Source organism: Hyphobacterium sp. SN044 (assembly GCF_021864465.1).
Taxonomy (GTDB): Bacteria; Pseudomonadota; Alphaproteobacteria; order Caulobacterales; family Maricaulaceae; genus Hyphobacterium.
The window spans coordinates 48,363-74,700 of sequence record NZ_JAKKUV010000010.1 but is presented as its reverse complement, the minus strand read 5'-3'; the positions used below and the strand labels follow the sequence as shown (position 1 = coordinate 74,700).

Here is a 26,338-nt window from a genome sequence, read left to right as displayed (position 1 = left end):
AGGAGACACAACATGTCCATCCGCGAAACCGATGCCGCCACGCTCGCCGACAAGTTTCGTTCCGGTGAAGTCGTGATCGTGGACGTCCGTGAGCCTCACGAATACGCCGCCGAGCGGATTCACGGCGCGCTGCTCTACCCGCTCTCGACCTTCGATCCGAATGCGCTTCCGGTCGGCGGCGACCGGAAAGTGATCCTGCATTGCGGGTCGGGCAAGCGCTCGGCTGATGCCCTGTCGCGTTGCGCCGCAGCAAACATTCCCGTCGACACGCATCTCAAGGGCGGCATCATGGCGTGGAAGCAGGCCGGCCTGCCGACCGTGGCCGTCGATCCTTCCACCGGCCGCATCATCGATCCGCAAAGGCGCTAGATCCATGCTGACCGCACTCGCCCTCTCGCTCCTGCTTGTCCAGTCCGCCGACACGTTCGAGGTCCGCGAAACGATGATTGCGGACGAAAAGGCGGTCTTTGCCACCGTCGAGAGCATCAACACCGTCCCGGCCCGTGCCCGCATAGGCGGCACGATCGGCGAACTGCGCGTGGATGAGGGCGATATGGTCGAGGCCGGTCAGGTGCTGGCGGTCGTGGTTGACCAGCGCCTGTCGCCGCAGATCGGCGCGATCAACTCGCGGGCCGCGGCGCTCGAATCCCAGCTCGACCAGGCGCGCTCGGACCTGCGCCGCGCGCAGGACCTGTTCGACCGCGGGATCTTTCCGCAGGCCCGGCTCGACGAGGCGGCGACGGCGGTGAGCGTGCTGGAGAACCAGCTCGCCTCCGCGCGTCAGGAACGCGCCGTCGTCGTGCAGCAATCGCGCGAGGGCGATGTCCTCGCCCCCTCCGATGGCCGCGTGCTCAACGTGCCGGTCACGGCCGGTTCTGTCGTCATGGCGGGTGAAGCGGTCGCGACCATCGCCGCCGACCTCTACGTGTTGCGCCTGCGCCTGCCGGAGCGCCACGCCCGTTTCATCGATGAGGGTGACGAGGTCCGGGTCGATGACAGCGCCCTGACAGGCGCTGTCGCCCATACCGGCTTCATCCGCCAGGTCTATCCCCGGGTCGAGGACGGCCGCGTCGTCGCCGACGCCATGGTCGAAGGACTTGGCGATTTCTATGTCGGCGAACGCATCCGCGTTCATGTCGCGCTTGACCAGCGCCCGGCCATCGTCGTGCCGATGGAATTCCTCTCCAACCGCTACGGCGTCGACTATGCGCGGCTTCGTACCGCGAACGGCGAGACCCGCGACGTCGTCGTCCAGTGCGGTCAGGAAACCCCTGACGGTATCGAGATCGTCTCCGGCCTGTCCGCCGGCGACGTGCTGGTGCGGCCATGAAACTCGGCCTCTCCGGCAATCTGACCCGGGCCTTCATTGGCTCGCCGCTGACGCCGCTATTGCTGATGGCATCGATCGCCGTCGGCCTGCTGGCGCTGATGGTCATCCCACGCGAGGAAGAGCCGCAGATCTCGGTGCCGATGGTCGACATCATGGTGCGCGCGGACGGCCTGCGCGCGCCCGACGCGGTCGAACTGATCACCGAGCCGCTGGAATCCGTCGTGCGCGGCATCGACGCCGTCGAACACGTCTATTCCCAAACCGAGGACGACCACGTTCTCGTCACGGCGCGCTTCGAGGTCGGTACCGATCCGGACGACGCCATCCTGCGCGTGCACGAGGAAATCCGCGCCAATGCCGATCGCATCCCGCATGGCATTCCGGAGCCGCTCGTCGTCGGGCGCGGCATCAATGACGTCGCCATCGTCACGGTGACACTGTCGCCTTCGCCCGGCGCGCCGGAGCGCTGGACCGACAATGATCTCTACAATATCGCCGAGGAACTCCGCGCTGCGCTGATGCCGGTCGAGGATGTCGGCGTGACCTATATCGTCGGCGGTCGGGCCAACCAGATCCGCGTCGAACCCGACCCCGAACGCCTCGCCCTTTACGGCATCACGCTGCAGCAACTCGCCGGCAAGATCGCCGAGGCCAACCGCTCCTTCCCGGCCGGATACCTGCTGGCGCAGGATTCCACCTACACCGTTGCCGCCGGCCAGACGCTTCAGGGCGTGCCGGATATCGGCCTCCTCCTCCTCACCTCGCGCGACGGCCGCCCGGTCTATGTCCGGGACGTGGCCGACGTGATCGTCGGCGCCGAACCGGTCGAAAACCGGGTCTGGAATCTGACGCGGGAAGAGGGCGAGGAAAGCTGGCATGCCGCCCCGGCGGTGACGCTGGCGATCGCCAAGCGTGAAGGCGCCAACGCGGTCGTGGTCTCCGAGCACATCGTCGAACGCCTGCACCAGCTCGAAGGCACGCTGATCCCGGAAGGGATCGAGGCACAGGTCACGCGAAACTACGGCGAGACCGCCAACGAGAAGGCCAACGAGCTGCTCTTCCACCTCGCCCTTGCGACGGTCTCCATCGTCATCCTGATCACGCTGGCGATCGGCTGGCGCGAGGGCGTGGTTGTCCTGATCGTCATCCCGACGACCATCCTCCTGACGCTCTTCGCCTCGAATCTGATGGGCTACACGATCAACCGCGTCTCGCTGTTCGCGCTGATCTTCTCCATCGGCATTCTTGTCGACGACGCCATCGTGGTGATCGAGAACATCGCGCGTCACTGGGCGATGAAGGACGGGCGGGGCCGCGTCACGGCCGCGATCGAGGCCGTGGCCGAGGTCGGCAATCCGACCATCGTCGCGACGCTGACCGTGGTCGCGGCGCTCCTGCCCATGCTCTTCGTCTCGGGCCTGATGGGCCCTTACATGGCGCCGATCCCGGTCAACGCCTCGGCCGCGATGATCTTCTCCTTTTTCGTCGCGGTGATCCTGACCCCCTGGCTGATGAAGATCATCGCCGGCCGCCGCAAGCATGGTGGTCATGGCGGCGAGGACGGCCACGAGACCGAAGGCCCGATCGGGCGGCTCTACCGCAAGGTTGCCGCACCCATCGTCGCCAATCGCCGGCGCTCGTGGATATTCCTGATCGTCGTCGGCGTGCTGACGGTCGGCTCGATGACGCTCTTCTTCACCCGCACGGTGACGGTCAAACTCCTGCCCTTCGACAACAAGTCGGAATTCCAGGTCGTGATCGACCTGCCGGAAGGGTCGTCGCTGGAGCGGACCGAACGCGTGCTGCGCGAAGCCGCAGATCGGCTGGCGCAAATTCCGGAAACCACCTCGATCCAGCTCTATGCCGGCAGCGCCGCGCCGTTCAATTTCAACGGCCTCGTGCGCCACTACTATCTGCGCAACCGACCGGAACAGGGCGACCTTCAGGTCAATCTCGCGCCGAAGCACGACCGTCATCGCTCTTCGCACGACATCGCGCTGGAGGCCCGCGAACTGCTTGAAGGCCTCGACGCGCCGGAAGGCACGGTGATCCGCGTCGCGGAAATCCCGCCGGGACCGCCGGTGATCTCGACCCTTCTGGCCGAGATTTACGGCCCCGACGCCGAGACGCGTCGCGCCATCGCCACGGAAGTCCGCCGGGTCTTCGACGAGGTCGACTTCATCGTTGACACCGACGACAGCTTCGGCCAGCCGCGCCCGCGCCTGCGCTTCGCCATCGACCAGGACAATCTGGAATATTTCCGGGTCACGCAGAGCGATGTCTACGACACGATCGGCGCGCTGACCGGCGGCATGATGGTGGGGTATTCCCATCGCGGCGAGGGCCGCAATCCGGTCGAGATCGCCATCGCCCTGCCGCGCGGCGAACGGGTCTGGAGCGAACGTCTCGCCTCCACCCCGATACCCGCCAACGCCCTGCCGGGCGGCCGCGATATCGCCGAGCTGGGCGACGTGATCTCGGTCACGGAGGAGGCGGGTTCATACCCGATCTTCCGCCGCGACGGGCGCTATGCCGAGATGGTGATGGGCGAGCTGGCCGGGCGCTATGAGGCACCGATCTACGGCATGCTCGAGGTTCAGGACCGCATCGCGGACGGGTCCTGGCCCGAAGGCCTGCCGCGGCCGGACATCCGCCTGAACGGACAGCCGATGGACGAGACCGTCCCGACCCTGCTCTGGGACGGCGAGTGGGAGATCACCTGGGTGACCTTCCGCGACATGGGGGCGGCTTTCATGGTCGCGCTCCTCGGCATCTACGTTCTCGTCGTGGCGCAGTTCAAATCCTTCCGCGTCCCGCTGATCATCCTGACGCCGATCCCGTTGACCTTCATCGGCATCATCCTTGGCCACTGGATGTTCGGCGCGGCCTTCACCGCGACCTCGATGATCGGCTTCATCGCGCTGGCGGGTATCATCGTGCGCAACTCCATCCTGCTGGTGGACTTCATCCGCCATGGGGCGGGCGGCGACGAGACCCTGCGCGACACGCTGCTGCGGGCGGGCGCGATCCGCTTCAAGCCGATCCTCCTGACCGCCATCGCGGCGATGATCGGCGCATCGGTCATCCTCTTCGACCCCATCTTCCAGGGGCTCGCCATTTCGCTTCTGTTCGGCCTCGCCTCGTCGACGCTTCTGACGGTGCTGGTGATTCCGGCCATCTACGTGATCTTCAAGGACCCGGATGCGCCCTACCAGCCCCGCGAGGTTTCGGCGGGCGAATAACGGGAAAGGAGAACTCCCATGACGGTCGGTCGTGCAGTGACGCTCTTCGCAGGCGTCGTCATTCTGGTTTCGCTTCTGCTGGCCTGGCAGTTCAGCCCGATGTGGCTGTGGCTCACGGCCTTCGTGGGGGCAAACCTCGTCCAGTCCAGCTTCACCGGCTTCTGTCCTGCAGCCATGATTTTCAAGGCGATGGGTCTGAAGCCGGGCGGCGCACTGGGATAATTTCCCGTGTGACAGTCGGGAGACTCCGTGCCAATCCTTCTGGCGCGTCCGGCATCGTGCCGGCCGCGTCAGGGGATTTCTTTTCATGTTCATGCGCGCTCTGAGTGCCGCGGCAATGGCCGCGGCCGTCCTTGTTCCGTCGGCTTATGCCCAGAACAAGCTGATCACCTTCACCATCGACAACGAAACCGGAACCACGATCGTCGCCGTCTATACCGGCCCGTCCACGGATCCGGAATGGGGCCCGAACATCCTGTCGGGATATGTCTATACCGGCGAGGCGCTCGAGATCTCGATCGACGAAGTCTACGGCGAATGCCTCTACGACTTCCTGATCGAATTCGATGACGGCACGTCCTACGAGGAATACCAGGTCGATATCTGCGTGCTCGACGGCACGGAGTGGATCGTCCAGTAGGTCTTACGAATGCCCGAGGCCGAGGCGGGTGGCATGCCAGGCCGCCTCGGCGCGGGAGCCGATTCCCAGTTTCCGATAGATCGCCTTGATATGACTGGCGACCGTGCTTTCGGCGAGTCCGAGCGCGTGCGCCACATCGGCATTCCGGAGGCCCCGCGCGATCAGGGTCAGTACTTCCTTTTCGCGGCCCGTCAGCTGGTCGTCCGGTTCTGCGGCCGGTCCGGTGAACCGGAAATGCTCCATGATCCGCCGCGCGATCGACGGCGAGATCGCCGGAATGCCGTCGGCCAGCTGGACGAGCTGGCGGTGCAGCAGGTCGGGCGGCGTCTCCTTCAGGAGATAGCCTTCCGCCCCGGCCGCCAGTGCGCCGACGATATGGGCGTCATCGCCCATGACAGTGGTTACGATCGCGGTCGTCTCGGGCGAGACCGCCTTCAGCTTTCGCAGCACGTCGAGCCCCGACCCGTCGGGCAGGCCGAGATCGATCAGCGCCAGATCGAAATCCCCGGTTTCGGCTGCCGCGACCGCGCCGCGCACCGTCGCTTGGCCCTCGATGGCGCAACCGGGAAAGGCCCCGGTGACGAGCTCCTGAAGCCAGTTCCGCGTTTCCGGCACGTCTTCCACGATCAGGGCGCGTTTCATGGGCGTGTCTCCTCCATCGGCAGGCGGACGTCGATCGACGTGCCGGTCTCGGCCGGTGCGATGTCGATCGCACCGTTCAACCCTTCGACACGGGCACGAAGATTGACGAGGCCGTGGCCGCCATTGACGTGCGCGGCGTCGAAACCCCGGCCATTGTCGCGGATGGCAATGCCGAGGCCGCGGTCGTCGGCGATGATCCGGATCACCATCGCATCCGCGCCGGCATGCTTGATCACATTGCTGACCGCCTCGCGCACGATCGACCGGAGCGCATGGGCGACATGTGCCGACAGGGTCGGTGCCTCGCCCTCGACCGTCCAGCTCAGCCGCACATCGGCCGCTGCCAGGCGTTCGGCGCTTTCCGCCCGCAGGTCGGCGAGCGCTTCGTCGAAATCCTGCGCCGCGCGCGGGGCGTTGTTGATGATCTCGCGCAGATCTGTCAGCGTCTCGCGGATCATCGTGTTCTTGCGTTCCGGTTCGGCGCTGTGCAGCGCCCCGAGCAGCTGCGCCCCGATATTGTCGTGCATGTCGCGTGCAATCCGCACGCGTTCCTCGGCGACCCCGCGGTCATAGGCGCGCCGGCCCTGTTCGGCGTGTCGCATCAGCCCGCTGACTTCCTCGGCCAGCTTCTGGTGGCGCGGCGAGAACAGGCCGCGGCCCTGCCAGGGGTGCCGCAGGCGCAGCGCCGGCAGTTGCGCCGAGGCCGGGATCAGGAGCTCCGCGCCTTCCTCCGCGATCGTCGCGGCGACCGGGCCGGGGCGGACCGGCGCGACTTCCAGCGGATCGAACAGGGTCTGCCAGAGGCCGGTCCAGCGTTCGGAACGCGCGGTCTCCGAGGCGTCGAAGGCGACGCCCAGAACGGCCTGGAACATGGCCTGCTCGGTCAGTGCCTTGCGCCGCAGGAAGGTGCGGAACAGCACGTCGCGGAAGGGCAGGTAGAGGAAGGCGACGAGCAGGAGCGACACGCTGAGCGCTTCGAGTTGCCCGAGCGACAAAAGGAAAATCAGCGCCGCGTCGAGCGCGATCAGGAAGACCGCGCCCATTGCGTAGAACAGGACCCGGAAAGACCATTCCTCAAGCTCGAACAGGCGGTAGCGCCGCAGGCCGGCGGCGACCCCGACATAGATGATCAGGAAGAAGGCAAAGGCATATTCCGCCGGAATGACCGAGGGCAGCAGAAACGTGTTCGGCAGGGCAACGAGGGCGATGAAACTGCCCGCACCCAGCACGACCGACACCCCGAACCAGATCAGGATCGCCCGCCCCTTCGGATCTCCGCGCGTCGCGAAGAATTGCACCGCGATCATCGCGATGATGCAGAACATTTCAACCAGCGTGACCGGGTGGCCTTCATTGGGGTTCGACACTGCGATGACGGTCCAGCCGCAGAAGAAGACCAGCGTGGCGAGTGCGATCCAGCGCCAGCCTTGAATCCGGACCGGATAGACCAGGAACAGGCAGATCATCGCGATGCCGAAGCCCGTGGCTCCCCAGACATTCAGGTAGAAGGCCGTCTCCCTCTGCCACACAGGCAGGAGATAGGCCCCGCCCCCGAACAGCGCCGCGCCATAGGTGAAGGTCAGTGTCGCCAGGCCGCTGATCAGGAAAAGGATGGTCGGCAGATCACGCGGCCGTAGCGCCCACACCCAGCCTGAGATCATGAAGGCCAGGAAGCCGACCGACAGGCTCGATACCGAGGAGAGCGGAGGCAGGAGCCGCTCGGCACCGTCGATCGTTGGCTGGCTCATCACTATCGCGAGAACGAGAACGGCCAGCCCTATCCCGGTGAACAGGACCGCACCCAGCCGGAAGCCCGGCGTATTGAAGGCCCGCAATCGGGTCATGCCGCTTAAGAAATCCTCCCGCACCGGGATTGCCCACCCGACTGTCATACAGCCTTCACGGCCCGGCGTGACCTCCCCTGAACCGGGGATACACCGCCAAACCCCTGTTTCGTAAGCATGCTCTCAACAGACAGGGAGGATACCCCATGAAAATCGTTACCGCCGCTGCCGCGTTCGCGGCCTTTGTCACCGTCACCGGGGCCGAAGCCCAGATGCAGAGCCAGGTCATCCTTATGGGTGATACCAGCATGACCTGCCGCGATGTCATCATCGCCGCCAACGAGCAGAGCGAGATTCTGGGTGGTGCGCCCGAAGCGGGGCTTTTCGGCAGTGAAGCGGCCATCAACTCGATGACCAGCCTCGCCATGCAGGGCGCGCTGCGCTCTGGCGCGGCCGACGCCATTCCGGGCATCGGCGCGGTGGGCGGCCTGCTCGGCCGTGCCGCGCGGGCCCGGGCCGAGCAGGAAGAGGCGCGCCGCCAGGTCGCTGAACGCCGCTGGTACTACCTCAATGGCCTCTATCAGGGCCGCGACTGCGACAACGTCCTGCGCCGCGAAGCCGAACAGGCCGCTGCCGCAGCCGCCATGCCGGCCGAGACCGCGCCGACCCAGGCGGCCCCGATGGAAACCGCTCCGGCGGACACCACGGAGGAATAGCTTCCGATCGGTATCGGGAGACCCGGCGCATCCTCGGCAGATCGGGTCAGGGAGATATCGGACGGATTGCGCGCCGGAAGCGATAGCTTCCGGCGCGTTCCTTTTTGCGCGGGAACCATGCGCATGTGATTGCGTTCGCATGCCATGGAGTTGCAAAACATCCCGCGCGTCTTTTTCGGCGCCCTCGCCGCCTTTCTTCTCATTCTTTTCCTCCCGGCGGCGTCACACGCCTGGCAGTCCGGGGAGGAGGCGGCGATCACGCTCGGCGCCGACGCGCAAGACGATGCCGCCATCGCGCAGCGTCTCGAGCAGATCTATGCGGAAATCCCCGCGCTCGGCCGGGTCGATGTAGCCGTGCGGCAAGGCGTTGTCTTTCTGTCGGGCGAGACCGCAACCGACGCCGCCGGCGACCGGGCGGTATTGATCGCGCGGCGAGTCTCGGGCGTCGTCACGGTTGAGGACACGATCGAACGCACGCTCGATATCGAGGGCAATGTCTCGCCCTTCGTTCTGGACACGCAGCAATTCTTCACCCGGCTGGCGCGATCCTGGCCGGTCTATGTCCTCGTCCTGGCGGTGTTCTGCCTGGTCGTTCTGGCCGGACATCTTCTGGCGTCCTGGCGCGGCTTCTGGAGCCGGGTGGCCCCCAACCCCTTCCTCGGCCGGCTATTGTCGCAGAGCGTTCGCGTCTTCGCCTTCGCGCTCGCGGTCTTCGTGGCACTCGGCATGCTCGGCGCGACCGCCTTGCTCGGCGCGCTGGCCGGCATGGCGGGCATTGCCGGTCTGGCGCTCGGCTTCGCGGTCCGCGACACGATCGAGAATTACATCGCCAGCATCCTGCTCAGCGTGCGCCAGCCCTTCCGCGCCAGCGATCACGTGGTGATCAACGCACATGAAGGCGTCGTCGTGCGGCTGACCTCGCGCGCAACGGTTCTGATGACGCTCGACGGCAATCATCTGCGCATTCCCAACGCCGAGGTCTTCAAGGGCGTCATCCTCAACTACACCCGCAATCCGGAGCGCCGCTTCGAATTCGAACTGGGTGTCGATGCCGAGGACGATCCTGTCGCGGCCATGGAAACCGGCCTGAAGGCGATCACAAGGCTCGACTTCGTGCTCGGCGACCCGGCACCGAATGCGGTGATCGTGAAGGTCGGCGATTCCTCCATCGTCCTGAGCTTCACCGGCTGGGTCGATCAGACCGATACCGATTTCCTCAAGGCGCGCAGCCTCGCCATCCGGGCCGCGAAAGCCGTGATCGAGGAGGAAGGTTTCACCCTGCCCGAACCGATCTACCGGTTGCGCTTCGATGCCCCCGTCGGTGAAGCTTTGCAAACCCGGGCTGCGTCGGCACCGCGGGCGAAGCCTGCGCGCCGCGATCAGGTCCCGCAATCGGGCGAGACGACCGACGTCACGCCCGATCGCTATCTCGAACGCAAGGTGATCGAGGAACGCGCCGAACGCGACACGGAAGACCTGCTCGACCGCAAGAATCCGGTGGAGTGATCAGCCGCGAGGCTTTGCGGGACTGCGAGGATCGGGCCATTCGTCGCGGACGGCTTCGGCCACTTCGATCAGGCGCCAGGCATCGTTGTCGACCAGCGTTTTCGCCATTTCCTCGGGCAGATGTGCCGATCCCGACGGTTCCATCGTCACCCGGAAATACCGTCCCGTTTCGCGGATTTGCACGCGCACATCGTCATAGCGCGCGCCGAGCCGATCGATGATGGCCTGCGCATCCTCGTCAATTTCCAGCGAGCCGAGCTTTCGCGGCGCGCCGTCGAGAAGGCTGACCGTCGATATACGGATACCCTTTAAGCCGTCCTTGAGCACCGAGAGTGAGATCAGCACCGCCATCAGGGCGTCGGCCCACCAGAAGCCGAACGCGATACCCAGAATGCCGAGCATGCCGGCCACGCCGGTCTGCCAGTCCGCGGCATTGGTGTCGGCGTCTGTAAAGAGCACCTTGTCGCAGAGGTCCTTCGCGATCCTGCGCTTTTTCCGGCCGAGGATGACGGGAGGAATGACAGACAGTGCAAGCGCCGCCATCATCACCCACCCCATCCAGACTTCACGCCCGAACATCATGATCGAACCGACACTGGGATGTTCGCCTGTGATCAAGGTCTTGCCGCCTTCGTAAAGCAGGAAGAGACCGATCGCGGTCAGAGCCGCGGCTGCGAAAAAGAAGGCGAGTGAGTCGGCGCGGAGAAAGCCGTAGGGAAAGCCTTTCGTCGGCCTGAATTGTTCGACGGTTCTGGAAACGAGAAACAGGGCCGGGGCCAGCATCGACAGCATGTCCTCGATCCAGGCGGTACGGAAAGCCTGGGAGCCACCCGCAGCAAATCCCATCATTGCCACGATCAGCGCGAGCCAGAACAGCGTCCACCATTCCAGCCGGACAGCGCGCTTCAGCGCATCCCCTATTTCCTTCGGGTAAGCCGGTGCGGGCTCGGTCATTGCGTTTCAGGTCCCAGCTGACGGTTCACTTCGATCAGCAGTGCGTTCTCGCCCGGGGGAACGGCCCAGACACGGATTTCACCGTCCTCCGCGCGGTAAGTACGGCTGCGCGCGACATGCCGGAAGGGAGACGATTTCGGCAGGCCGGCGACGATCTGAATCTCGGTGTGTTCAAGCGCGTCGATTGCCTCGTGAAGATCGACGTCGCGAATCTCCAGCCTGGCACCCACCGACTGCGCGAACGCTTCGAGATGCCTGAGCTCGGATTCGCGAATGGACTCCGGTCCGGCCAAGGCCGCGGTCAGAGTGCCGCCACGAACTGCGTCGAGACTGCCGCGCTGGTCGCGGGGCAATCCGCACCCGGCCACGAGCAGGCCGGCGAGAAGAACTGCGATCATCCGCATGCTGTTCCGAACGATCTGGCGGCAGGTGCGGTTCCACTGCCCTTCGGGAGGCCTGATCTTTCGCGATATTGCGCAGTCGACCTGCGCGGCTGATCAGCGGCCCGCGATCAGGGCATAGGCGGCGCGTTCGTCCACGCGCAGTCGCGACGGCCCGGCCGTTTTCGTCCAGCGTTCGCCCGAACGCGCCTGTTCGATCACGGCCGGGTGGATGTAGGAGTTCCGCGCGATCGCGGGCGTGTTGCCCAACCAGCTGGAGGCCGCTTCCGATGCACCCGATATGGTGGGCTCCTCCGCGCGCCTGAGATAACCCGCGGCCGCCGCGCTGCCGCCCCATGTTCGGAAGTCCTTCGCGCTGAATTCCAGACCCGCGATGTCGTGAATGAAGGCGTTCACCTCGCCTTCCCGGACCATCCGGCCTTCACCGTCGAAAATGCGGCTGGACTCGGCCGAGTCGGCCAGACGGCCGATCGCGCCGCACAATTCGGGGGCGTCGACGGTGATCCGCTGGTCCTTCCCCGACTTGCCTCGGAAGTGCAGCGTCACGGCATCCTCCTCGAAGCGAAGATGCTTGCGGCACAGGGTCACCGCCCCGACCGCCCCGGTCCGGGCCTGGTGCCGGCGCGAGCCGATCCGCAGACCGGCGGTGTCCATCAGGCCGACAACGGTGGCGAGGGCCAGCACATGCTCGTCCTCGCTGGATGTCAGAATGCGCCGGATCCGCGACCGCATGCGCGGCAGGCGTCCGGCGAAGCGCGGGAGGTCCGCGAACTTGGCGGCCTCGGCGGCCGCGCGCCAGTCCGGGTGGTAGATATATTGCCGGCGGCCGTCCGCGTCCTCGCCATAGGCCTGGATGTGGCCGCGCGGATCGGGATTGATCCACACCGATTGCCAGGCAGACGGAATGGCGAGCGAGACGCAGCGTTCCCGCGCGTCGCCGGACAACGTCTCACCGCTCTCGCTGCAGAAACGCCACCCCTTGCCGCGGCGGCTCCGCGACCATCCCGGTCCTGTGGTGTCGGTGGCAATCAGTCCGGCCTCGGCCGGGCTCAGATCATGCCGCTTGAGGGAAGACGGGTCGCTCATGGCGTGAGGAATGCCTTTGAATGCAAACCGGTTCCCCGGAAGCGAAACCGCGGCCTCCGTGCAGGAAGGCCGCGGCTCCATCCAACGCCTGAAAGGGGAGGGATCAGGCGTGATAGAAATCCGAAACGCGCGTCCGGAAGCGCTCGTCGGAAAAGTCCGGCCAGTCGTCCTTGTCGAAACCGGGGGCATCCTTCAGCCGGTCCTTGTCGACATTGAGCACCATGCGCTTGTTCTCGCGGTCGACGGAAAACTGGTCGAAGGGGACGGCGAAATACTTGTCGCCAATGCCCAGGAAGCCGCCGAAGGACAGCACGGCGTAATCGACCTTGCCGGTCACCGGATCGATCATCAGATCTTCGACATGCCCCAGATCGTCGCCGGCGGAATTGACCACGTCGTCATGGCTGATCGAGCTGGAGAAAAGCAGGAAATTTGAGTGATTGGTCATTCGGTAAGCCCTCTTGAAACGGGTTGGTTGCGGTCTTTTCAAAGCGCCCCCGCCTGAAAGGGAAACGCCGGCCACCGGGCGCGGTTCCCGCAAGTTTTTTCGGAACTTGAGCCGTGTTTCGCCCGTTCGTTCCTGCGAGACCGACACGTCATTTCAGCAATCGAAGAGACACACGATGGACATTGTCCGGATCATTCTCGCCATCCTGCTGCCGCCGCTCGGCGTCTTCCTGCAGGTGGGGCTGACCGCGCATTTCTGGATCAACATCATCCTCACGATCCTGGGCTATATCCCGGGCATCGTGCATGCGGTCTGGATCATTGCGCGGCGCTGAGTATCAGTCCGCGAACAGGCCATGGGTGAGGGTGGAGGCGTAAAGCGCAACCGCCTCTTCCGCGGCCATGCCGCTCGCCCATTTCTTCAGGTCATAGGCAGCGTTGAGGCTTGCCATCACGACCTGGCTCGCGATCAGCGGGTCGCAGCCCCGGACCGTACCCTCATTGATGCCGTCGATCAGCATGCCGGCGAAGCGGCGGGCGATGCGGCCGGACTGCTCGATCACGTCGCTGCGCCATTCGCCCGGCAGGGCCTGCAGGGCCGTTGACCGCAAGAGCGGGAAGTCGCCGAAGAATTGCACGCCGAGCAGGGTCGCGATCACAGAGCTGAGCCGGTGCAGGTGGTCACCCTCAAGCGCGATCCCGGCCTGCTGCACCAGCGCGGTGCGCAGATGGCTTTGCCGGAAGCAGTCGAGAACGAGATCGTCCTTGGCATCGTGGTGGTGGTAGAAACTGCCCTTGGTCACATTCAGTTGCGCGACGATTTCGTCGACCGACGCGCCGCGATAGCCGCGTTCGTTGATCAGCTCGGTGGCCGTCCGCAGATAGTGCCCGGGCATGCCCTGGCTGTGACCGGTGGTTTTCGGGACGGGCAGGACTACAGGCGACCAGTTCGCGCCGGACGGCGCAAACCCGTTTTCGAAGATGTCGATCAGCCGGTCGCGCGCCCGCGGATAATCCTCCACCCCGTATTCCGGCAGCCAGGCACTGAGCCAGAACATGTTCTGGAGCAGGGCGTGCGCCCGCGCGGTCGACAAAGCTCTCTGCCGATCATCTCCGGGCGATCCGAAATAGGCGCGCAGCTTGCGGAATATCGTCAGATACCGGTCAAGGAGCTCCGTTCGAAGCGGCGGCTTCATCGCCCGGACATCGGAAATGATCGCGACGGGCGTTTCCTGCAGCAGCGCGACCCGGGCGTGCAGGTCGAAATTCGCCGTGACGTAGGCACGGACGCGCGCCTGCGGTGTGGTCTCGACGGCCGCGGCGTCGGCCATCGCCTCGATCCGGTCGAGCGTGCGGTGAAGCACGGCCGCGGCCAGCATTTCCTTGCGGCGGAAATAATAGGTCACGCTGGTCGTGTTCAGCCCGACCTTCTCGGCGACATCGACAAAGGTCAGGCCTTTGAGGCCCCGCCGGTTGATCAGCAGCGTCGCTGCATCGAGGATGCGTTCGCGCTTCTCGTGGAAACGCGGCGTCTTCGCCTCGTCGAGATCGACTGCTTCGGCCATCCCGTCCGATTACCAGAGATGCGCGGAAGCGTCACGCTGACGTTCCTGTGAGGGGAATGAGAAACTCTGGTGCGGCGCACCGTCAGCGTGCATTGATTGACGGCACCAGTGCCGCTTAGATAACCGGCATAATGAAATCCTGCCGACCGGTCCGGATCGAAAGAAGGGTATGGCGATGTCACCTGTCTCTACGCGCAAGGACGGTAAGCTTTTCTGGATCATATCCGACAATCCGCCGGTCAACGCGCTGGGCCATGCGGTACGCGCCGGACTGGCCGACGCCATTGCCAGGGGCCATGCCGACAATGGTGTGAGGGCGATCATCATCGCCTGCGATGGCCGGACCTTCTTCGCCGGTGCCGACATCACCGAATTCGGCAAACCGCTTCAGGCCCCGGGCCTGCCGGAGGTCTGTGACGCCATCGAAGCCAGTGAAAAACCCGTCATCGCCGCGATCCACGGCACCACGCTCGGCGGCGGGCTCGAAGTCGCGCTCGCCTGCCATTACCGGGTGGCGGTTCCGTCCGCGAAGCTCGGCCTTCCGGAAGTGAAGCTAGGCCTTCTTCCCGGCGCGGGCGGCACGCAGCGCTTGCCGCGTGTGATCGGCGCGGAAGCCGCGCTGGGTATGATCGTCTCCGGCAATCCGGTCGGCGCCAAGGCGGCACATGCGGCGGGCCTGGTGGACAAGCTTGCCGAGGAAGACGGGCTGCGCGACGCCGCGGCCGATCTGGCGAGGGAGGTCATGGACCGGGATACGCATCCCGTGACCAGCCGGCGCGAGGACAAGATCCGCGCCGCGAAGGAAGACCCCGGTCTTTTCGACCGCTTCCGCAAGGACAATGCCCGGATGATCCGCGGTCTGGACGCCCCGGAGGCTTGCATCGCCGCGGTCGAGGCGGCGGTGAATGTCCCCTTCGAGAAGGGGACGGCGCTGGAGCGTGAGTTGTTCATGAAGCTCGTCACGGGCGACCAGTCAAAGGCGATGCGCCACGTCTTCTTCGCCGAGCGCATGGCGCAGAAGATTGACGGCCTGCCGAAGGACACCGCGACCTACAAGATCGAAAGGGTCGGCATTCTGGGGGCCGGCACGATGGGCGGCGGCATCGCGATGAATTTCCTCACTGCCGGCATTCCGGTGACGATGGTGGAGCGCGAACAGGCTGCGCTGGATCGCGGCGTCGCCATCATGCGCAAGAATTACGAACGCTCCGCCGCGAAGGGGAAGTTCAAGCCCGAGCAGGTCGAAGCGGCGATGGGCCGCCTGAGCCCCACGCTCGATTTCGAGGCGCTGGGCGATTGTGACCTGATCATCGAAGCCGTGTTCGAGAACATGGATCTGAAGAAGGACATCTTCTCCCGCCTCGACCAGGTGGCAAAACCCGGCGCGATCCTGGCCTCCAACACCTCCTATCTCGACATCGACGAGATCGCGGCTCAGACGCGCCGTCCCGACCATGTGCTCGGCATGCATTTCTTTTCGCCGGCCAATGTCATGAAGCTACTGGAAGTCGTACGCGGAAGGGAGACGGCCCCCGCCGTCCTCGCCACCGCGATGGAGGTCGGCAAGAAGATCGGCAAGGTCGCCGTCGTGTCCGGCGTCTGCCACGGCTTCATCGGCAATCGTATGCTCGCCGCCCGCCAGGAACAGGCCAACGCCCTGCTCCTTGAAGGCGCGACGCCCTGGCAGATCGACGATGCGCTGACCAGTTTCGGCATGCCGATGGGCCCGTTCCAGATGGCCGACCTTGCCGGGCTCGACATCGGCTGGAACCCGGAGACGACCTCCTCCTCGACCGTGCGCGAAGTGCTGTGCGAACAGGGGCGGCGCGGCCAGAAGACCGGCAAGGGTTTCTACGATTATGGCGAGGACCGCAGCCGCACTCCGTCGAAGGAAGTCGAGGCGATCATCGCCGACTTCGCACGCAAATCGGGCAAGACGCCGCGCGACTTCACCGAGGGCGAGATCCGCGAACGCCTGATCTATCCGATGATCAATGAAGGCGCGAAAATCCTCGAAGAGGGCATTGCGCAGCGCGCCTCCGACATCGATATCGTCTGGCTCTACGGCTATGGCTGGCCGGTCTGGACTGGCGGGCCGATGTTCTGGGCCGACACGATCGGCGTGGGCCGGGTCCTGTCGGGGCTTGAACGCTACGGCAGGGCGCTGGGCGCGGACTTCACGATTTCAGATCGGCTCAAGACGATCGCCGAGGACGGCCGCCGCTTCAACGGTTGAAAAGCTTGGTGTGAAGCCGGATCGCTTGCCGCTTTCCGGCCCGCGCCCTAGCGTTTGCGTCATGTTTCGCGCCGCGCTTCTCGCCCTTCTTTTCGCCCTGTCCGCCCGCGCCGGGGCGGACGAGGCGTTGATCGCGGTCGCGGCGAATTTCGCCCGGACCGCCGAAGCGCTCGCCGACGCCTATGAGGCCGAGAGCGGTTACATGATCACGATCTCGTCGGGGTCGACCGGCCAGCTCTACGCCCGCATCGTGCAGGGCGCGCCCTACGACGCCTTCCTGTCCGCTGACGCCGAACGCCCCGCCTTGCTGGTGGAGACCGGGCAGGCTGAGGCCTGGTCGCGCTTCACCTATGCCGTCGGCCGGCTCGTCCTGTGGAGTGCCGACCCGGACCGCATCGGCCCGGACGGAGCGGTCGCCCTGTCCGGCGATTTCCGCTTCCTCGCCATCGCCAACCCCCGCACCGCCCCCTATGGCGCGGCGGCGATGGAAACACTGGAGGCGCTCGGCCTGACCGATGCCGTCCAGGACCGGCTTGTGACCGGCGGCGATGTTGGGGCCACCTACGCCTTCATCGCCTCGGGCAATGCCGAGCTGGGCTTCATCGCGCTGTCGCAGCTGCCGGACGGGCAGGGCAGCGCGTGGATCGTCCCCGAACACCTGCATGCGCCGCTGGCGCAGGACGTGGTCCTTTTGGCGCGCGGCGCGGACAATCCCGCTGCCGTCGGTTTTCTCGCCTTTCTCCGCTCCGATGAAGCGCGCGCGGTGATCGAGGCCGCGGGCTACGGCGCCGGGGCGCGCGAATGACCGGACCCATCCTGCTGACGCTGGCCTTGGCGAGCGTGACCACGCTCATCCTGATGGCGCTCGCCTTGCCGCTCGCCTGGTGGCTGGCGACAACGCACTCGCGGATCAAGCCGGTGATCGAGGCCGTCACCGCCCTGCCGCTCATCCTGCCCCCGACCGTGCTCGGCTTTTACCTGTTGCTGCTGATGGCCCCGGCCTCGCCGGTCGGCGGTTTCTGGCTGGAGGTGACGGGGTCGACCATTGCCTTCTCCTTCTCGGGTCTGGTCGTGGCCTCGGTCGTCTACTCCCTGCCCTTCGCGGTGCAGCCGCTGCAGGCCGCCTTCGAGCGCGTCGGACCGGACATGATGGAGGCCGCGGCGAGCCTGCGCGCCCGTCCGCTCGACGCCTTCCTCACCGTCGCCTTGCCGCTCTCGGCGCGCGGCGCGCTGACCGCGGCGGTTCTGAGCTTCGCCCACACGGTCGGGGAATTCGGCGTCATCCTGATGGTCGGCGGCAATATCGAGGGGCGCACGCGCACCATCTCCATCGCCGTGTGGGAGCATGTGGAATCGCTGGAATATGCGCAGGCGCACGCCCTGTCGGCGGGTCTCCTGGTCTTTGCCTTCGTGACGCTCTTTGCGGTCTACGCGATCGGACGGGGGCGGATGCTGCATGTCCGCTGATCTCGTCCTCGACCTGGCGCACCGGCGCGGTGACTTCGCCCTCGAACTGGACGCCTCCCTTCCACCGGCCGGTGTGACCGGCATCTTCGGACCCAGCGGTGCGGGCAAGACGACCCTGCTGCGCCTGATCGCGGGTTTCGATCGACCGGACCGGGGAAGGATCGTCTTCGATGGCGAGGACTGGACCGGACTGCCGCCGTCGCGGCGCCCGGTCGGGACCGTCTTCCAGGCGCCGCGCCTCTTCCCGCATCTGAGCGTGCGCGGCAATCTGGACTATGCCGTGAAACGCGCCGCCACGGGCGGCCCGGCCTATGCCGACGTGGTCGAGTCGCTGGACCTCGCCCCGCTGTTGGATCGGCGCATTCAGACCCTGTCCGGCGGCGAGGCGCAGCGCGTCGCGCTCGGTCGGGCGCTCTTGACCGCGCCGCGCCTCTTGTTGCTCGACGAGCCGCTGGCCGCACTCGATACCGAGCGCAAGGCGGCCATCCTGCCCTATCTTCGTAACGCGCTGACGCGCTTCGCCATCCCCGCCCTCTATGTCAGCCATTCGATCGACGAGATGGCGCGGCTCGCCGACCGCATCCTTGTCCTCCGTGACGGGCGAGCGGCGGCCTCCGGTCCTGCCGGCGCCGTGATCGAGGGGCTCGACCCGGCACCGGGCGAAGGCTTCGAAGCCGGTGTGATTGTCGAGGCGACAGTGGCGGAAGCGGCCAACGCCTATGGCCTCTCGCGCCTCGATCTTGCCGGTCAGGTCCTGACCGTGCCGGGGCTGGAAGGCGTATCCGAGGGGGCTGTGGTTCGCCTGCGAATCCGCGCCCGCGATGTTGCCATCGCCACGCAGCGCCCTGAAGGTCTCAGCATCCGCAACGTGATCGAGGCGATCCTCATGGAGCGCCGCGACCGGGGCATTCACGCCGAACTGCTACTCGATACGGGCGGCCCGCATCTGCGCGCCCGGATCACACGCGAATCCGCCGACGCGCTGGGCCTCGCCGAAGGTCAGACGGTCTTCGCCCTGATCAAGACGGTCAGTCTCGAAGGCCTCGTCTAGAAGTCGAGCGTGCGAACCGTCTCGCCGTCGCTATAGCCGCCGTGGTCGGCGGCCTGCCGGACCAGAAGATCGGCCCCGGCCAGCGCCGCCTGCGCGCCGGAATCATGCGTGCCGAGGGGTGCGGCCTTGTCGCCGGAAAGCCGCGCCCGGTGGAAGGTTTCGCGTCCGCCATTGCGCCCGATCGCACCGCTCAGAACCCGTTCCTGCCAGTGCAGGGCGTCGGCCGGATCGCCGCCTTCGAGCCCGGTCAGAAGCGGGGCGAGGAAGAGGCGCGCCGTCACCATCGCCGAGGTCGGATTGCCCGGCAGACCGAGCACCAGCCCGCCCCCGACCGCCGACAGCCAGACCGGCTTGCCCGGCTTGATCGCGCACTTGGAGAAGACCTCTTCCGGGTTTGCGAAATCGAACATGTCGCGGGCGAAATCCTTCTCCCCGACCGATGCGCCGCCGGTGACCAGAACCACATCGGCATGTTCCAGCGCCTGCTGTGCGGCGGCTTGCAGAATGCCGGGATCGTCCGCGATTTTCGCCTGCCCGACCGGCACGCCGCCCCAGTCCTGGATAAAGGCGATCAGCGCCGCCGACAGCGAATCCGGAATCCCGTCGGAGGTGAGGTGGGCTTCGCCCGGAGACTTCAACTCGTCGCCGGTCGCCAGCACGAAGACATCGGCCCGGCGGAAAACGTCGAGCTTGGCGGCGTCGGCGGCAGCCGCGGAAACGAGCGCGCGCGGGTTCAGCCGCCGGCCGGCCTGGAGCAGGGTGTCGCCCTTGTCGAAATCGGACCCCGCCGCGCGGATATGGGCTGGCCCGTCGAAGCTGCCGCTGAACGAAACACGGTCGCCGTTGCGGGCCGCATTCTCCTGTATCACAACGCGGTCAGCGCCCTCCGGCACCGGCGCGCCGGTGAAGATGCGGACGCATTCGCCGGCCTTGACCGGCTTGCCGAAGGGGCGTCCGGGAAAGCTCTCGCCGATCACCGCGAAAGGTGTGTCCGGGCGCAGATCGGCGCTGCGGACCGCATAGCCGTCCATCGCCGAGACCGCGCTGCGCGGACTGCCCAGCCGTGCCGTCACATCGGCGGCGAGTCGCCGGCCGGAGGCTTCGGACAACGGGACGGTTTCCGGCCCGAGCGGGGCCGCCACCTTCGTCAGGCGCGCAATGGCTTCATCGAAGGAAATCATGAGCTTGCCGACCAGTCACCGGACTGGCCACCGGACTTTTCGACCACATGGATCGCGCCGATCTCCATCCCCTTGTCGACGGCTTTCAGCATGTCGAACAGGGTCAGGGCCGCGACGGACACCGCCGTCAGCGCCTCCATTTCGACCCCGGTCGGACCGTTCGTTCTGGCCTCGGCGGTGATGGTGAAGCCGGGCAGGGCGTCCTCGACCGAGATATCCACGCTCAACTTGGTCAACGGCAGGGGGTGGCAGAGGGGGATAAGGGCGCTGGTCTGCTTGCCGCCCATCACACCCGCCAGTTCGGCGGTGGAGATCACCGCGCCCTTGGGGGCCTTGCCGTCCCTTACCAGACGCAGCGTGTCCGGCGCGCACGTCAGCTGACCGGTTGCGACGGCGCGCCGGGCCGTGTCCGGCTTGGCCGAGACATCGACCATCCGCGCCCGGCCTTCGGTATCGATATGGGAGAGCCTGTCCCCGTCAGACATTCCGGTTCGCCTCCAGGATTTCGAAGATGGAGCAGGGCCGGTAGCGCGAATCGAGCTCGAATTTCAGGATATTGTCCCACGCATCGCGGCACGCCCCGGTCGAGCCCGGCAGACAGAAGATGAAGCTCTTCCCGGCCTGTCCGGCGAAGGCGCGCGACTGCAGCGTGGACAGCCCGACCGTCTTCAGGCTGACGGTGTGAAACACCACCGAGAAACCGTCCATGATACGGTCGCACAATGGCTTGATCGCTTCCGGCGTCACGTCGCGCGGCGCGAAGCCCGTACCGCCCGTGGTGAGGATAATATCCGCCCCGGAGGCGAGCCAGTCGGACGCTTGGGCACGGATTCTCCCCGCCTCGTCGGGCACGATGGCGCGGGCATGAAGGGAGTGACGGGCTTCGGTCAGCCGGTCGATCAGCAGCTTTCCGGACGTGTCATTCTCTTCGGTCCGCGTGTCGGAAACCGTCATCACCGCGATCTTCAGGGCTATGAACTCGCGATCTTCATCGATGCCCGCCATCATCTTCCATCCATCTTCTGCGGTCTTCGTGATCTTTATCATGCGGCTCGATCCGGCGCGCGCCGCCGTCGGCGGTGATCTCGCGCTTCCAGATGGCCGCCTCGCTCTTCAGCCGGTCCATCAGGCAGTCGGCCGCCTGGAAGGCCGCACGGCGGTGTTCGGCCGCCGCGGCGACAAAAACCACCGTCTCGCCTGCGGGGATATACCCGGTCCTGTGCACGGCCAGAAGCGAGGATACCCGGAACCGGTCCGCCGTCTCTTGCGCCAGCGTCTCGATCGAATCTTCGGTCATGCCGGGATAGTGGTCGAGTTCGAGCGCGGTGACGCCGTCCCCGCCCCGGACGATGCCGGTGAAGCTGACGACGGCGCCCGCGCCCGAAGCCGCCTTCGTGAAACGGTCCAGTACTCTGGTCGCGTCGATCGTTTCCGTCGTGAGGCGAGTTTCGATCCTCAATCGTCAGCCTCCGGAGAAAGTCGAAAAGAAGGCGACTTCACTGGAATTGGTCACGACGGTCAGGTCATCCGTGATCTGACGATCAACTGAGGCGCGAATTGATGGTTCGAGCAGAACCGCCGCCGCTGGATCGGCTTCGGCGAGCGCGCGGCGCACCCCGCCGATCGTCGCATCGTCTGGAAGGTTAATCTCGCGCGACCGGCCCAGCACATCCGCCGGGCGGCCGAAGAACAGCACCTTCACGTGTCAGCCTCCCGTTCTGGCCATGTCGCGCGACGCCCCTGACGATCCGGTTTCCCCGATCCGGAAATCGTGGGCTTCGGGCTTCGCGGCCATGGCCGCATCGAGCAGGGTGTCGAGCGCCGCCGGTCCGCCGGACCGTAGCGCGGCCTTGAGGTCGAACGATCCGTCGCGCCCGAGGCAGGCATTGAGTTCGCCCGTGCAGGTGACGCGGACCCGGTTGCATCCGGCGCAGAAATTCGAGGTCAGCGGCGTGATGAAGCCGAGCCGCCCGCCGGTTTCGCCGACGCGGACATAGCGCGCCGGTCCGCCGGTCGCGTCCGGCAGCTCGGTCAGCGTCCAGCGGGCTTCGAGATCGCGGCGTACAGCGTCGAGCGGCAGGAATTGGTCGAAGCGGTTGGCCTCGACCTCCCCCATCGGCATCACCTCGATCAGCGTCACGTCATGGCCTTCGCCATGCGCCCATTCGATCAGGCCCGGCAGGCTGGCGGCGTTGGTATCCTTCAGCGCCACCGTATTGATCTTGATCTTTCGGCCCGCCGCCTTCGCCGCCGCGATGCCATCGAGTGTGCGGGCGAGATCACCGCCGCGCGTCAGCGTGCGGTAGGCGTCCGCGTCGAGCGTATCGAGCGAGACATTGATCCGCTTCACACCGGCCGCTGCGAGGCGCGGCGCGAACTCGGCCAGCCGGGTGGCATTGGTGGTCAGGCAAAGCTCGTCGAGCCCGGAGCCGATCCGGGTGCCGAGCCGCTCGATCAGCGTCATCACGTCCCGGCGGACCAACGGTTCGCCGCCCGTCACACGGATCTTGGTCACGCCGCGCGCGATGAAGGCAGAGGCGACCTGTTCCAGTTCCTCGAGCGACAGCACTTCGGATTTCGGCAGGAATTCGGGCCGGGCCTTCATGCAATAGCGGCAGCGCAGATCACAGCGGTCCGTCACCGACAGGCGCAGATAGCGGATCCGTCGCCCGAAGGCGTCGATCAGCGGTCGCGTCGCGATGTGCGGTGTGCCGTCCAAACCGGATTCCGTTTCAGCCAATTGAGGACATGGACCCGAAGGTCCCATCCGTCCAGCCGAACCTAGGCCGCGTCAGGCGCGAAGCGAAGTCACGCCCGATCACGAAGCGCGCGGCGTTCGTGATCAGCGCTTGCCTTCCGTCATCCCGATTTCGGCGAGGATTTCATCCGTGTGCTCGCCATGGGCGGGAGAGGCCCGGTCGAGCGACAAGCCGGCATTGGCAAAGGCGATCGGCGTGCGCACGCCGGGTACGCCTTCCGGGTCGATCCGCATGCCCCGCGCGATGATCTGCGGATCGGCGAAGACCTCACCGACATCATGGATCGGCCCGGCCGGGATGACATGCGCGTCGCAGGCGGCCTGCAGGTCCGCACGTGTCCACTTCCGGGTTTCCGCCTCGATCAGCGGGACGAGTTCGGCGCGGTGTGCCACCCGCCCGTCATTGCCGGCAAAGCGTTTGTCCCTGAGCGCCGGATTGCCGAGCACATCGCACAGGCGCGCATACTGGCCGTCATTGCCGACCGCGATGATCAGATAGCCGTCGCTGCAGGGCATCGCCTGATAGGGCACGATGTTCGGGTGCGCCGATCCTATCCGGTGCGGCGGCGTGCCGGAGACGAGGAAATTCAGCGCCTGATTGGCGAGCACCCCGGTCAGGCTGTCCATCAGCGCCATGTCGACATGCTCGCCCTCGCCGGTCTTTTCCCGGCGGGACAGCGCAGCCTGGATCGCGATCAGGCCGTAGAGCCCGGTCAGCAGGTCCGCGATCGGAATGCCGACCTTTTGCGGCCGCCCGTCCGTCTCGCCGGTCAGATCCATCAGCCCGCCCATGCCCTGGACGATGAAGTCGTAGCCGGGCAGGTCGGCACGCGGTCCGGTGTGACCGAAGCCGGTGACCGAGCAATAGACGAGACGCGGATTGACGGCCTTGAGGCTCTGATAGTCGAGCCCGTATTTCGCCAGCCCGCCATGCTTGAAATTTTCCACCAGCACATCGCTCTGCGCCGCGAGCCGCCGGACCGCCTCGCGGCCCTTCTCGGTCCGGAAGTCCAGCACGATGGAGCGCTTGCCGCGATTGCAGGCGTGATAATACGCCGCCGCGCGCTCGCCCTTGTGTTCGACCCAGGGCGGGCCCCATTTGCGCGTGTCGTCGCCCTCGGGGCTTTCCACCTTGATCACGTCCGCGCCGAGATCGGCGAGCGTCATGCCGATCCACGGCCCGGCGAGGACGCGGGCCAGTTCGAGGACTTTCAGTCCCTTGAGGGGTGGTTCGCTGCTCATGTCGTGCGCTTCGAGAAGTCGGGAGCCCGCTTTTCGAGAAAGGCATTGTAGCCTTCCTGGAAGTCCGCGCCGCCGAACGCCGCCCGGAACAATTCGCGGGTCTCGGAGGTCTCTGAAGCGGTGCCGCTGGCAATGAGGCCGATCATCCGCTTCATCACCTTGGCCGTGTGCGGCGATCCGGCGAGGAGCGGCGTCAGCCAGGCCTTGAATTCGGTCTCGAAGCGGTCGGCCGGCCAGACCCGGTCCACAAGGCCCATGGCCAGTGCTTCTTCGGCACCGACATGGCGCGCCGTGAAGATCAGATCCTTCGCTGCCGACACGCCGACCGCATCGACCAGCCGCTTCGTGTCATTGAACGGATAGGCAAGGCCGAGCTTGGCCGGCGTGATGCCGAGGCGCGCGGTCTCTGTCGCGAAGCGCAGGTCGCAGGCGAGCGCCAGCCCGCACCCCCCGCCGATGCACGCGCCTTCCACCTTTGCCACGACCGGCGCGGGGAAGGCGGCGAGCGCATCGAGCGCCCTTGCGATCGTGACGGAATAGGCGTCGGCGCGCGTCTCGGTCGCGTAGATGTCGGCGAACTCGCCGATATCGGCTCCGGCGGTGAAATGACCGCCTGCGCCGCGCACGAGAAGGACGCGCAGCGCGTCGTCCTCCAGCGCCTCGTCCAGCAGGCCCGGCAGATCCGCCCACATCTGCTCGGTCAGCGCATTGCGCCGGTCCGGGCGGTTCAGGACCAGTTCCGTGACCGGCCCCGACCGCTTCAGATGGAGCGGGCCGGGCATCCTCGCCGACTTACGAGAAGGCCTGCAGGCCGGTCTGGGCGCGGCCGAGGATGAGGGCGTGGACGTCGTGCGTGCCCTCATAGGTGTTGACCGTTTCGAGGTTAATCGCGTGGCGCAGGATGTGGTATTCCTCGGCGATGCCGTTGCCGCCATGGATGTCGCGCGCCTCGCGGGCGATGGCGAGCGCCTTGCCGCAATTGTTGCGCTTCATCATCGAGATGGCTTCGGGAACCCAGGCGCCCTCGTCGAGCATGCGGCCGAGGCGCAGCGCGCCCTGCAGGCCGAGCGCAATCTCGGTCTGCATGTCGGCCAGCTTCTTCTGAACCAGCTGGGTCGCCGCGATCGGCTTGCCGAACACGATGCGTTCCATGGCGTAGTCGCGCGCGGCCTTCCAGCAGAATTCCGCCGCGCCCATCGCGCCCCATGAGATGCCATAGCGCGCCTTGTTGAGGCAGGAGAAGGGACCCTTCAGCCCCTTCACATTCGGCAGCAGGGCGTCTTCGCCGACCTTGCAGTCATCCAGCATGATCATGCCGGTGATGGAGGCGCGCAGCGACAGCTTGCCCTCGATCTTCGGCGTCTCGAACCCCTTCGCGCCGCGTTCCACGACAAAGCCGCGAATCTCGCCGTCGAGCTTCGCCCACACCACCGCCACGTCAGCGATGGGGGAGTTGGAAATCCAGGTCTTCGAGCCGTTGAGGACATAGCCGCCATCGACCTTCTTCGCCGTCGTGCGCATCGCGCCCGGATCGGAGCCGCCATCGGGCTCGGTCAGGCCGAAACAGCCGACCCATTCGCCTGAGGCGAGCTTCGGGAGATATTTCTTGCGCTGCTCTTCCGTGCCGAAGGCGTAGATCGGATACATGACGAGCGAGGACTGCACGCTCATCACCGAGCGGTAGCCCGAATCGACGCTCTCGATCGCGTGCGCGATCAGGCCGTAGGAGACGTGGCTGAGGCCTGCACCGCCATATTCTTCCGGCAGGGTCGAACCCAGAAGGCCCAGCTCGCCCATCTCGGTCAGGATTTCACGGTCGAACCGCTCTTCCCGGTTCGCCGAGATCACCCGGGGCATCAGGCTTTCCATCGCATAGCCGCGCGCGGTTTCTGCGACCATGCGCTCTTCTTCGGTCAGCTGACCTTCGAGAAACAGCGGGTCTTCCCAGCGGAAAGTCTGCGCGTCGGCCTTGGCGTTCATCTGTGTCACTCCCTCGGGCAGGTCCTTGGGCGCGTTCTGCCCCGTCGCCCGCCGCGAGGCAAGCGGGGGAGATACAGTCAAACGACCGTCACCCCCACGCAGGCGGGGGT

Annotated in this window: 28 protein-coding genes; 12 read left to right on the top strand and 16 right to left on the bottom strand. The window is 66.1% G+C overall.

Annotated features, from left to right (window positions below):
• The first annotated feature begins 12 nt into the window (after positions 1-12).
• The 5 genes from L5876_RS12680 to L5876_RS12660 all read left to right on the top strand — a co-directional run bounded on the left by L5876_RS12680 (position 13) and on the right by L5876_RS12660 (position 5,212).
• The gene (locus L5876_RS12680; protein WP_236956726.1) at positions 13-369 is read left to right on the top strand and encodes a rhodanese-like domain-containing protein; all 357 of its coding nucleotides are present in this window, start codon (positions 13-15) and stop codon (positions 367-369) included.
• Positions 370-373: 4 nt separating this feature from the next.
• Positions 374-1,330 carry an efflux RND transporter periplasmic adaptor subunit gene (locus L5876_RS12675; RefSeq protein WP_236956725.1) on the top strand — a complete coding sequence of 319 codons (957 nt, stop codon included), beginning with the start codon at positions 374-376 and terminating at the stop codon, positions 1,328-1,330.
• Positions 1,327-4,572: an efflux RND transporter permease subunit gene (locus L5876_RS12670; RefSeq protein WP_236956724.1), complete on the top strand. Its 3,246-nt coding sequence runs from the start codon at positions 1,327-1,329 to the stop codon at positions 4,570-4,572. Before L5876_RS12675 ends, L5876_RS12670 begins: the two co-directional genes overlap by 4 nt.
• A gap of 18 nt (positions 4,573-4,590) precedes the next feature.
• Complete coding sequence (locus L5876_RS12665) at positions 4,591-4,794, top strand: DUF2892 domain-containing protein (RefSeq protein ID WP_236956723.1); 204 nt, start codon at positions 4,591-4,593, stop codon at positions 4,792-4,794.
• A gap of 85 nt (positions 4,795-4,879) precedes the next feature.
• Positions 4,880-5,212, top strand: coding sequence for a hypothetical protein (locus L5876_RS12660; protein ID WP_236956722.1), 333 nt, complete (start codon positions 4,880-4,882; stop codon positions 5,210-5,212).
• A 3-nt stretch (positions 5,213-5,215) separates the two neighbouring features.
• On the opposite strand, the gene L5876_RS12655 is transcribed toward L5876_RS12660, so the two are convergent.
• On the bottom strand, positions 5,216-5,854 hold the full coding sequence (locus L5876_RS12655) for a response regulator transcription factor (protein ID WP_236956721.1): 639 nt from the start codon (positions 5,852-5,854) through the stop codon (positions 5,216-5,218).
• The gene (locus L5876_RS12650) at positions 5,851-7,698 is read right to left on the bottom strand and encodes a sensor histidine kinase (RefSeq protein WP_236956720.1); all 1,848 of its coding nucleotides are present in this window, start codon (positions 7,696-7,698) and stop codon (positions 5,851-5,853) included. Before L5876_RS12650 ends, L5876_RS12655 begins: the two co-directional genes overlap by 4 nt.
• Before the next feature lie 146 nt (positions 7,699-7,844).
• Here L5876_RS12650 and L5876_RS12645 point away from each other — a divergent pair, with 146 nt between their 5' ends.
• Together L5876_RS12645 and L5876_RS12640 are read left to right on the top strand one after the other, a co-directional pair.
• Complete coding sequence (locus L5876_RS12645) at positions 7,845-8,354, top strand: hypothetical protein (RefSeq protein ID WP_236956719.1); 510 nt, start codon at positions 7,845-7,847, stop codon at positions 8,352-8,354.
• A 144-nt stretch (positions 8,355-8,498) separates the two neighbouring features.
• Positions 8,499-9,860: a mechanosensitive ion channel family protein gene (locus tag L5876_RS12640; protein ID WP_236956718.1), complete on the top strand. Its 1,362-nt coding sequence runs from the start codon at positions 8,499-8,501 to the stop codon at positions 9,858-9,860.
• On the opposite strand, the gene L5876_RS12635 is transcribed toward L5876_RS12640, so the two are convergent.
• The 4 genes from L5876_RS12635 to L5876_RS12620 all read right to left on the bottom strand — a co-directional run bounded on the left by L5876_RS12635 (position 9,861) and on the right by L5876_RS12620 (position 12,749).
• Positions 9,861-10,814, bottom strand: a complete 954-nt coding sequence (locus L5876_RS12635; protein WP_236956717.1) for a cation transporter — start codon at positions 10,812-10,814, stop codon at positions 9,861-9,863. It lies immediately after the preceding gene.
• Positions 10,811-11,212: a hypothetical protein gene (locus L5876_RS12630; RefSeq protein ID WP_236956716.1), complete on the bottom strand. Its 402-nt coding sequence runs from the start codon at positions 11,210-11,212 to the stop codon at positions 10,811-10,813. The genes L5876_RS12635 and L5876_RS12630 overlap by 4 nt, the downstream gene beginning before the upstream one ends.
• A gap of 99 nt (positions 11,213-11,311) precedes the next feature.
• Positions 11,312-12,301, bottom strand: coding sequence for a DNA topoisomerase IB (locus tag L5876_RS12625; RefSeq protein ID WP_236956715.1), 990 nt, complete (start codon positions 12,299-12,301; stop codon positions 11,312-11,314).
• Positions 12,302-12,404: 103 nt separating this feature from the next.
• A complete protein-coding gene (locus L5876_RS12620; RefSeq protein WP_236956714.1) occupies positions 12,405-12,749 on the bottom strand; it encodes a PRC-barrel domain-containing protein in 345 nt (114 codons plus the stop codon).
• 175 nt (positions 12,750-12,924) lie between these two features.
• Between L5876_RS12620 and L5876_RS12615 the strand changes: the two genes are divergently transcribed.
• Positions 12,925-13,083, top strand: a complete 159-nt coding sequence (locus L5876_RS12615; RefSeq protein ID WP_236956713.1) for a YqaE/Pmp3 family membrane protein — start codon at positions 12,925-12,927, stop codon at positions 13,081-13,083.
• Positions 13,084-13,086: 3 nt separating this feature from the next.
• Here L5876_RS12615 and L5876_RS12610 read toward each other — a convergent pair whose 3' ends face one another.
• Entirely contained in the window at positions 13,087-14,313 is a 1,227-nt protein-coding gene (locus L5876_RS12610; protein WP_236956712.1) for a TetR/AcrR family transcriptional regulator, read from the bottom strand.
• A gap of 175 nt (positions 14,314-14,488) precedes the next feature.
• Between L5876_RS12610 and L5876_RS12605 the strand changes: the two genes are divergently transcribed.
• The 4 genes from L5876_RS12605 to modC all read left to right on the top strand — a co-directional run bounded on the left by L5876_RS12605 (position 14,489) and on the right by modC (position 19,067).
• The gene (locus L5876_RS12605) at positions 14,489-16,549 is read left to right on the top strand and encodes a 3-hydroxyacyl-CoA dehydrogenase NAD-binding domain-containing protein (protein WP_236956711.1); all 2,061 of its coding nucleotides are present in this window, start codon (positions 14,489-14,491) and stop codon (positions 16,547-16,549) included.
• A 61-nt stretch (positions 16,550-16,610) separates the two neighbouring features.
• The gene (gene modA, locus L5876_RS12600; RefSeq protein WP_236956710.1) at positions 16,611-17,354 is read left to right on the top strand and encodes a molybdate ABC transporter substrate-binding protein; all 744 of its coding nucleotides are present in this window, start codon (positions 16,611-16,613) and stop codon (positions 17,352-17,354) included.
• Positions 17,351-18,016 carry a molybdate ABC transporter permease subunit gene (gene modB / locus L5876_RS12595; protein WP_236956709.1) on the top strand — a complete coding sequence of 222 codons (666 nt, stop codon included), beginning with the start codon at positions 17,351-17,353 and terminating at the stop codon, positions 18,014-18,016. Before modA ends, modB begins: the two co-directional genes overlap by 4 nt.
• The gene (gene modC / locus L5876_RS12590) at positions 18,006-19,067 is read left to right on the top strand and encodes a molybdenum ABC transporter ATP-binding protein (protein ID WP_236956708.1); all 1,062 of its coding nucleotides are present in this window, start codon (positions 18,006-18,008) and stop codon (positions 19,065-19,067) included. Before modB ends, modC begins: the two co-directional genes overlap by 11 nt.
• Here modC and L5876_RS12585 read toward each other — a convergent pair.
• From L5876_RS12585 to L5876_RS12545, 9 genes are all read right to left on the bottom strand, one after another.
• Positions 19,064-20,248, bottom strand: coding sequence for a molybdopterin molybdotransferase MoeA (locus tag L5876_RS12585; RefSeq protein ID WP_236956707.1), 1,185 nt, complete (start codon positions 20,246-20,248; stop codon positions 19,064-19,066). The genes modC and L5876_RS12585 overlap by 4 nt on opposite strands.
• The gene (gene moaC, locus L5876_RS12580; RefSeq protein WP_236956706.1) at positions 20,245-20,733 is read right to left on the bottom strand and encodes a cyclic pyranopterin monophosphate synthase MoaC; all 489 of its coding nucleotides are present in this window, start codon (positions 20,731-20,733) and stop codon (positions 20,245-20,247) included. The genes L5876_RS12585 and moaC overlap by 4 nt, the downstream gene beginning before the upstream one ends.
• Entirely contained in the window at positions 20,726-21,253 is a 528-nt protein-coding gene (locus L5876_RS12575) for a molybdenum cofactor synthesis domain-containing protein (RefSeq protein WP_369281040.1), read from the bottom strand. The genes moaC and L5876_RS12575 overlap by 8 nt, the downstream gene beginning before the upstream one ends.
• Positions 21,237-21,707 (bottom strand): molybdenum cofactor biosynthesis protein MoaE, encoded by a 471-nt coding sequence (locus L5876_RS12570; protein ID WP_236956704.1) that lies wholly within the window; start codon positions 21,705-21,707, stop codon positions 21,237-21,239. The genes L5876_RS12575 and L5876_RS12570 overlap by 17 nt, the downstream gene beginning before the upstream one ends.
• A gap of 3 nt (positions 21,708-21,710) precedes the next feature.
• Complete coding sequence (locus tag L5876_RS12565; protein WP_236956703.1) at positions 21,711-21,950, bottom strand: MoaD/ThiS family protein; 240 nt, start codon at positions 21,948-21,950, stop codon at positions 21,711-21,713.
• Positions 21,951-21,953: 3 nt separating this feature from the next.
• The gene (gene moaA / locus L5876_RS12560) at positions 21,954-22,967 is read right to left on the bottom strand and encodes a GTP 3',8-cyclase MoaA (RefSeq protein WP_236956702.1); all 1,014 of its coding nucleotides are present in this window, start codon (positions 22,965-22,967) and stop codon (positions 21,954-21,956) included.
• Between the two features lie 123 nt (positions 22,968-23,090).
• A complete protein-coding gene (locus L5876_RS12555) occupies positions 23,091-24,248 on the bottom strand; it encodes a CaiB/BaiF CoA-transferase family protein (RefSeq protein ID WP_236956701.1) in 1,158 nt (385 codons plus the stop codon).
• Positions 24,245-25,030 (bottom strand): enoyl-CoA hydratase/isomerase family protein, encoded by a 786-nt coding sequence (locus L5876_RS12550; protein ID WP_236956700.1) that lies wholly within the window; start codon positions 25,028-25,030, stop codon positions 24,245-24,247. The genes L5876_RS12555 and L5876_RS12550 overlap by 4 nt, the downstream gene beginning before the upstream one ends.
• A gap of 10 nt (positions 25,031-25,040) precedes the next feature.
• Positions 25,041-26,228 carry an acyl-CoA dehydrogenase gene (locus tag L5876_RS12545; protein WP_236956699.1) on the bottom strand — a complete coding sequence of 396 codons (1,188 nt, stop codon included), beginning with the start codon at positions 26,226-26,228 and terminating at the stop codon, positions 25,041-25,043.
• Between the last annotated feature and the right edge of the window lie 110 nt (positions 26,229-26,338).